The sequence below is a fragment of the Succinatimonas hippei YIT 12066 genome (genome assembly GCF_000188195.1).
In the GTDB taxonomy this organism is placed as follows: domain Bacteria; phylum Pseudomonadota; class Gammaproteobacteria; order Enterobacterales; family Succinivibrionaceae; genus Succinatimonas; species Succinatimonas hippei.
This window is the reverse complement of sequence record NZ_GL831030.1, coordinates 1-6903: the sequence shown is the minus strand read 5'-3', so window position 1 is coordinate 6903 and position 6903 is coordinate 1. Positions and strand designations below refer to the sequence as shown.

The following is a 6903-nucleotide window of genomic DNA, read 5'->3' as shown; positions in this document are numbered from 1 at the left end:
GCGATAAGGAAGTCATTACGCTTGCAATTGTCATCGTCAATGCAAACAAGGATGAGACGTACGGACCTGTGCGTGAAGTGGCGGCAATTGAGGAAATTTTGTAGTTAAAGTTTTTAATTTAAGGTTATTTTAAAAAATCGTTCAGCTTGTATAATCTTTGTATCTTACTGATAGGAAAAGGAATCAAAGATGCAAATAAGAAAAGCAGAACGTAAAGATGCAGCTAAAATCCTAGAATTTATTAATCATCTTGCCGTATATGAGCATATGGAAGATGATGTTGTAGCTACTTCTGAGCTTTTGCAGGAGTGGATTTTTGATAAAAAGAAAGCAGAAGTTATTTTTGCGGTCAATGATGAAGGTAAAGAAGTAGGTTTTGCTCTATTCTTCCATAATTTTTCTACTTTTTTAGGTAGAGCCGGTGTTTATCTTGAAGATTTATTTGTATTGCCAGAATATCGCGGACAAGGATACGGTAAAGGATTGCTGAAAGCTTTGGCTAAAATTGCCGTTGATAGGCAGTGCGGAAGATTAGAATGGTCATGTCTTGATTGGAACACTTCGTCAATTGAATTTTATAAGTCATGCAAGGCGATACCTATGGATGAGTGGACTGTTTACCGCCTCACGGGAAAAGCTCTTAAGGATATGGCTGATTAAGGAGAGAAAAAATGCCGGTGCGGCAATCATTTGAGCTTGTTAGTCCGTTTAAGGCAGCAGGCGATCAGGTAGAAGCAATAGACGCTTTGGTAAAAGGAATACAAAAGGGTGATAAGGCTCAGACTCTTTTGGGGGTAACCGGATCCGGTAAAACTTTTACTATGGCAAATGTTATAGCCAAGCTCAATCGCCCTACAATGATTTTGTCGCACAATAAAACTCTTGCTGCTCAGCTTTATGGTGAAATGCGTGAGTTTTTCCCTAAAAACGCCGTTGAGTATTTTGTTTCATATTACGATTATTATCAGCCTGAAGCATATATTGCAGCGACTGACACTTTTATTGAGAAAGACGCTAAAGTAAATGAGCATATTGATCAGATGCGCCTTAGCGCGACTAAAGCGCTTATGGAGCGTCGCGATGTTGTCATCGTGTGCTCGGTTTCGGCTATCTACGGTTTAGGAGAGCCTGAGACATATCTGAAAATGATGCTGCATTTATCACGCGGCGAGTTTATATCTCAGCGCGATATTGTAACTCGTCTTGCTGAGCTGCAGTATACGCGCAACGATGTGGCATTTACCCGCAGTACCTTTAGAGTTCGCGGAGATGTAATTGATATTTTTCCGGCAGAGTCGGAAGGTTTTGCCATTCGCGTAGAACTTTTTGATGATGAAGTAGAAAAAATTCTGCGTTTTGATCCCTTAACCGGCGCAATAGAAGCTGAATTACCGCGTTTTACGGTTTTTCCTAAGACTCATTATGTTACGCCTAAAGAAATACTGCAGCGGGCAGTTGAAGAGATTAAAGTTGATTTAAAAGAGCGTTGCGATTATTTTTTGTCCAACAATAAGCTTCTTGAAGAGCAGCGGCTAAGAGAGCGTACCGCTTATGACATTGAGATGATAAATGAAATAGGATATTGTTCGGGCATTGAAAATTATTCGCGCTATTTGACTGGAAGAAAGGAAGGAGAGCCGCCTCCTTGCCTTTTTGATTATTTGCCAAAAGACGGACTTTTGATCATTGATGAGTCTCATGTGACAGTGCCGCAAATCGGCGCCATGTATCGCGGCGACAGATCGCGTAAAGAGAATCTCGTTAATTTCGGATTCCGCCTGCCGTCGGCGTTTGATAATCGTCCTCTTAAATTTGAAGAGTTCAAAAAACTGCAGCCTCAAACCATTTATGTGTCGGCAACTCCGGCAGATTATGAGCTTGAGGCTTCGTCTCAGGTTGTTGAACAGCTTATCCGTCCTACAGGACTTCTGGATCCTGAGATTGAAGTGCGTCCCGTTGCTACTCAGGTTGATGATTTAATGTCTGAGATAAGGATAAGAGCAGCTAAAAACGAAAGGGTTCTTGTTACGACGCTGACTAAGAAAATGGCGGAAGAGCTTACGTCTTATCTTGAGGAACACGGCATTAGAGTAAGGTATCTTCATTCTGATATTGATACGGTTGAGCGTATGGAAATTATCAGGGATTTGCGTTTAGGTGAGTTTGATGCTTTGGTCGGCATTAATCTGTTGCGAGAAGGCCTTGATATGCCGGAAGTCTCATTGGTTGCAATTTTAGATGCCGATAAAGAGGGCTTTTTGCGTTCATCCCGATCGCTAATTCAGACAGTAGGACGTGCGGCGCGTAATGTTAAAGGTAAAGCTATTTTCTATGCTGATAAGATCACAGATTCTATGCGTGTGACTATAGATGAAACAAAACGTCGCCGTGATATTCAGCAAAAATTTAATGAAGAACATAACATTACACCCAAACAAATTGAGAAGAAAATCGTTGATGTTATGGAGGTGGCTTTAACTCAAACATCAGTCTTTAAAGCTCCTGAAGAAAAACGCGAGAGACCTATTTCGTTTAAAGAATGGGATAAGCGTCGGCATAAACTCAGCGCAAAAGAACTCAGTGCTAAGATTGATAAACTTGAAGAGCAGATGCTGAAGCTTGCCTCCGAGCTTAAGTTTGAAGAGGCAGCTTCTGTCCGTGATGAAATGCAGGCATTGCAGCAGGAATTGCTTTTAATGCCGGGTCGAGAATAAATTAATCTTTTACTGTAATGAAAGAGGGACGTTTTTTAAAGAAGGATAGACTAAGATTTTCCATGAAGTCTTTAACGCTTTTAAAATCGTCCTCATCAAGCTCTTCGCTTTCGGTATCTAGTTTGCCGATTTGAATTAGGGTTTTAAGATCGTCTTTTAAATCTTTATCTTTAATATCGTCAAAACCTTTTAAATCGCATGATAATCCTAAAGAAAGACCGTAAGCGCTTTGTGCCAGTGCATAAAGTCGTGCTTGAGGTTTGTCATCAGAAGGAGGAAGCATAAGTTCGGGTACTTTGCCGTTTTTCAGCATTTCCTCAGCATCAATAGCAAAACTTGTGATAAGCGCTATTATTTCGCCGGGCAACGGGTTTGAATCATTTAAAAGCTCGCATACTTTTAAAGTAAGGACACGATCGCCCGGGATGAATCCTTTAGCGGTAAGGCCCAGAGTAAAAGCTTGCCATAATGCCGGATCGTCATGGATCCCGTAGCGTTTAAAAATTTTTGCGGTTTCTTTGTAATTATTTTTTTCTTCCATCCTTATTCTCCGTCATTGAGCAAAGGTCGCAAAATGAATATAATTAGCCTGTCTTAAAACATCAAGAGAGTTCTTTGTCATGCATCCTATGCTAAATATCGCAGTACGCGCTGCACGTGCTGCCGGTAATATTATTGCACGTAATTTAGGTCAAAACGATCAATTTGAAGTTACTGAAAAGCGCAAAGACGATTTGGTAACAGATGTCGATCGTGAATGTGAACAGACTATTACCTCGATTCTGCTTAAATCTTATCGCGATCATGCTGTTTTAGGCGAAGAGGGCGGCGTTCAGGGAAATAAAGATTCACAATTCCAGTGGATCATCGATCCTGTTGACGGAACGACCAATTTCGTTCAGGGAGTTCCGCACGTAGGTGTTTCTATTGCGTTGAAAAATAATGGAAAAACCGAAGTGGCAGTAGTGTTTGATCCGATTAAAAATGAGATGTTTACCGCATCCCGCGGAGACGGCGCGCAATTAAACGGACGTCGTATACGTGTCGCTTCCCGCCCTTCCTTGGAAGGCTCGATTATTGCAACAGCAGTTCCGGTTCGTTATCGTGAACGCATGTCTGCTTATATTCCTTTGTTGTCACGTCTTATTGATAATTGTGCCGATATTCGCCGTATGGGAGTTGCCAGCCTTGATTTAGCGTATGTCGCATGCGGACGTTTTGACGGGTATTTAGAGCAGGGCTTAAAGCCGTGGGATTTTGCTGCAGGTGAGCTTTTAGTCAGAGAAGCAGGCGGTATCGTAACCGATTTTATGGGTGAAACTGGATATGTAAAATCGGGCAATATTCTTTGCGGTAATCCTAATATTGTTAAAGGATTATTAAAAGTTACCGATCCTAAAACCCTTCCTGAAGTTTTACGTTAGCAGTCTTTTGGCGGTGCATTACCACCGCTGTTTTGTCTTTTAATTAATACAGCGCTTGGCTATTTCCAGTAAAGACGGGCGCTTGTTTCCGTAGATTTCCTTTACTTGAGCTAAAAATACTTCTGCCGTAGCAACACTGTCGGCAAAAGCATTATGAGCACAGTACGCAGGAAGTTTTCTGCGTCGGCGAATTGAAGATAAGCGTAAGTCATTGACATTGCCGGTGTGAGTGCTGAAGCTTTTTTCAAGCAGTAAAGTGTCTAAAAAGATGAGCGGCAGTAATGCAGGATCTTTAAGCTCTAAAGCTTTTGATAAAAAAGTTTTTTCAATTACAGCGGCATGACAAATGATAATTCTGCCTTTAATATGTTCTATTAACTGATTGAGCGCTTCGTTAAGACTTACGCCGTGCAGAAGCATTTCAGGTGTAATATGATTGATTACGGCACTGTGGCTTTTGACTTTATCGGCAATATTTATAAAGGTATGAAATCCGCTTGAAAAGTCTATTTCACCGCGGTTAATGTCAACCCATCCCATTGAAAGGATCAAATCTTCATTAAAATCAAGGCCGGTGGTTTCAAAATCAAGCGCCGTAAGCGGCAGTGAATCAAGAAAACCAGAGGTAATTATTTCCTGTTCAAAGAGTATTTGAGCTTTTTCAGGAATAGTCCCGTTAAGTATGGACTTGCGTCTTCTTTTTTCCAGTTTTATGAGCGGATTAAATAAATTAAGCATGATTAAATGCCTCCGCAAAACCTGAATTTAGCAGCTTCCTGCTGTTTTGCAATAATTCTGAATGCGTCTTTTAAATGATTGCGCTCAAATTGGCTTAAAGTATCGGGAACAAGATTGTTGGAAAGTTCTTCGTTATTGTTAAGGGCGTTTATCTGGTGCTTAAAGCGCAAGCTATTTAAGAAATATAAAGCTTCACTTAATTCTCGTTCGTCATCTTTGCTGATTTTTTGTGATTCTGCCGCAGCTTTCAGCCGATCGGGGGTTTCTGTTATGAGAGAGCCTGAACTTAAAGCATAAATTCTTGCAAGTTCAACAATTAAATTTACGGCTTGTTTTTTTATATTAAGATAGGGTTTGTTTTGTCCGTCTTTAGTAAGCACGAATTGTTTGAACAGTCCTAACGGCGGATTGACCGCAAGCGTTAAATTGGTAATGATTGCAAGAAAACGACTGTTGTCTCCCGTGAGCTTTAACATGTGAGACTTTAGTTTGTTAAGTAAAAACTCATCTCCGTATATAAAACGCAGATCCATAAAAACTAAAACATTTAGCAGATCGTCATGATCGGGATTTAGTATCCACTTTTCATAATTTTTGCACCAGTTGGAGTAACTTAAACACCATTTAGGATTGGAAGCCATATAGTTACCGTCACAAAGTGCATATCCGCACTCATCAAGACCATGACAGACAAAATCAGCCATATCTTTAAAATATTTAAGTTCGGTATCGGTGCAGTCACGTTCCAAGATTAAGGCATTGTCCTGATCTGATAAAAGCTGGACTTCGCTGCGGGCAAGAGATCCGGCTGCGATCCAGGCAAAATTGCACGGGGCTTTTTCATGCTCGTTAAGATAAATATCAATAAGCTTTTTATTAAAGGCATCAGCAATTTTGGACATTACAAGCTGAATAATTTGCGGGGATACGTCATTTTCCACAAGAGTTTTGAAGATTTCCTGTTTTTGTGCGGATAATTTTTTAAGTTCGCTTACCTTGGTTTGCTGTTTTATCGCTTTTAATAGAAAAACTGCTTGAAGCTGTGAGTTTTGCAATAATTGTGATGCGGTAATGATACCGACAATTTGTCCTCTATCAATAACCGGCAATACTTTTATATTATGCTCAATCATAAGCTCAAGCGAATGATAAAGCGGATCAGTAAGGTTTATAGTTACGGGGTTTTTTGACATTATGGCGCTTACTTCTTCACTGGGATCTACTCCGGCGGCAACGGCACGCAGTGTAATGTCGGACTTGGTAACAACCCCTATAAGTTTGTTGTTGTCAACAATAAAGGCGCATTCGGCATGCTTTAATCCTATTTCCTGTGCTGTTTGGCGTATGGTGCTTTTAGGTGAGACTAAAGCGCAATCGTTGAGATAAAAATCGGAAACAGGTCGGGAAAAGTGAGAATTGGCGGCTGCAGATTTATTGTTTGCCAAATGATTTACGCTTGATAATCTTACCCAATCTTTGGAGTCAAAATATTCGCTGACATGCTGGTTTTTGGCAATGATAAATTCTAAAACCTGTTTACTTATAATATAAAGCAGGGTGTTTTCTAAAAAGCGAACCGTATAATCGCTGCTGCCTTTTTTGTTTAGCTGCGTAAAGCCGAAGGAGTCTCCTACTCCAAGACGAGCTCTTAGTGTTCCGTCTTTGTTAATTTGTTCAACCGCACCGGTTCTTATCATAAAAAGACCGATGCCGGTGAGGCTTTCATCCTGCAGCGTTTCTTCCGGTGTGTAATAAGAAATTTTTACCTGTGCGGCAAGGGCATCCTGCTCTAAAGTATTCAAGCGCGTGAAGGGATAGGTATGGGAAATAAAATCGTAAATATTGGGAAGTAATGACTGATCCATGGCTCTTTCCGTATTTTTCTTTTATTGTATCAAACCGGATCTGCCGCTAAAACCCCGAACTGTATAATGCCCGATTGTCAATAACTGATAATCGGGACGATGAACCCCGATTAGAATGTACAGCTTAATTAAGCTAATGCTTTAGCTTCGTTGATGTCATCA

At 40.6% G+C, this 6903-nt stretch carries 6 protein-coding genes; 3 read left to right on the top strand and 3 right to left on the bottom strand.

Annotated features, from left to right (window positions below):
- The first annotated feature begins 189 nt into the window (after positions 1–189).
- Together HMPREF9444_RS07150 and uvrB are read left to right on the top strand one after the other, a co-directional pair.
- A complete protein-coding gene (locus tag HMPREF9444_RS07150; protein WP_009143735.1) occupies positions 190–660 on the top strand; it encodes a GNAT family N-acetyltransferase in 471 nt (156 codons plus the stop codon).
- 11 nt (positions 661–671) lie between these two features.
- Positions 672–2714, top strand: a complete 2043-nt coding sequence (uvrB, locus tag HMPREF9444_RS07145; protein WP_009143734.1) for an excinuclease ABC subunit UvrB — start codon at positions 672–674, stop codon at positions 2712–2714.
- A gap of 1 nt (position 2715) precedes the next feature.
- Here uvrB and HMPREF9444_RS07140 read toward each other — a convergent pair whose 3' ends face one another.
- Positions 2716–3255 carry a hypothetical protein gene (locus HMPREF9444_RS07140; protein ID WP_009143733.1) on the bottom strand — a complete coding sequence of 180 codons (540 nt, stop codon included), beginning with the start codon at positions 3253–3255 and terminating at the stop codon, positions 2716–2718.
- 79 nt (positions 3256–3334) lie between these two features.
- On the opposite strand from HMPREF9444_RS07140, the gene suhB reads away from it, so the two are divergent.
- Positions 3335–4138: an inositol-1-monophosphatase gene (suhB, locus tag HMPREF9444_RS07135; RefSeq protein ID WP_009143732.1), complete on the top strand. Its 804-nt coding sequence runs from the start codon at positions 3335–3337 to the stop codon at positions 4136–4138.
- 39 nt (positions 4139–4177) lie between these two features.
- On the opposite strand, the gene HMPREF9444_RS07130 is transcribed toward suhB, so the two are convergent.
- Complete coding sequence (locus tag HMPREF9444_RS07130; protein ID WP_009143731.1) at positions 4178–4876, bottom strand: 3'-5' exonuclease; 699 nt, start codon at positions 4874–4876, stop codon at positions 4178–4180.
- Positions 4877–4878: 2 nt separating this feature from the next.
- A complete protein-coding gene (locus tag HMPREF9444_RS07125; protein WP_009143730.1) occupies positions 4879–6741 on the bottom strand; it encodes a DUF294 nucleotidyltransferase-like domain-containing protein in 1863 nt (620 codons plus the stop codon).
- Positions 6742–6903 lie beyond the last annotated feature (162 nt).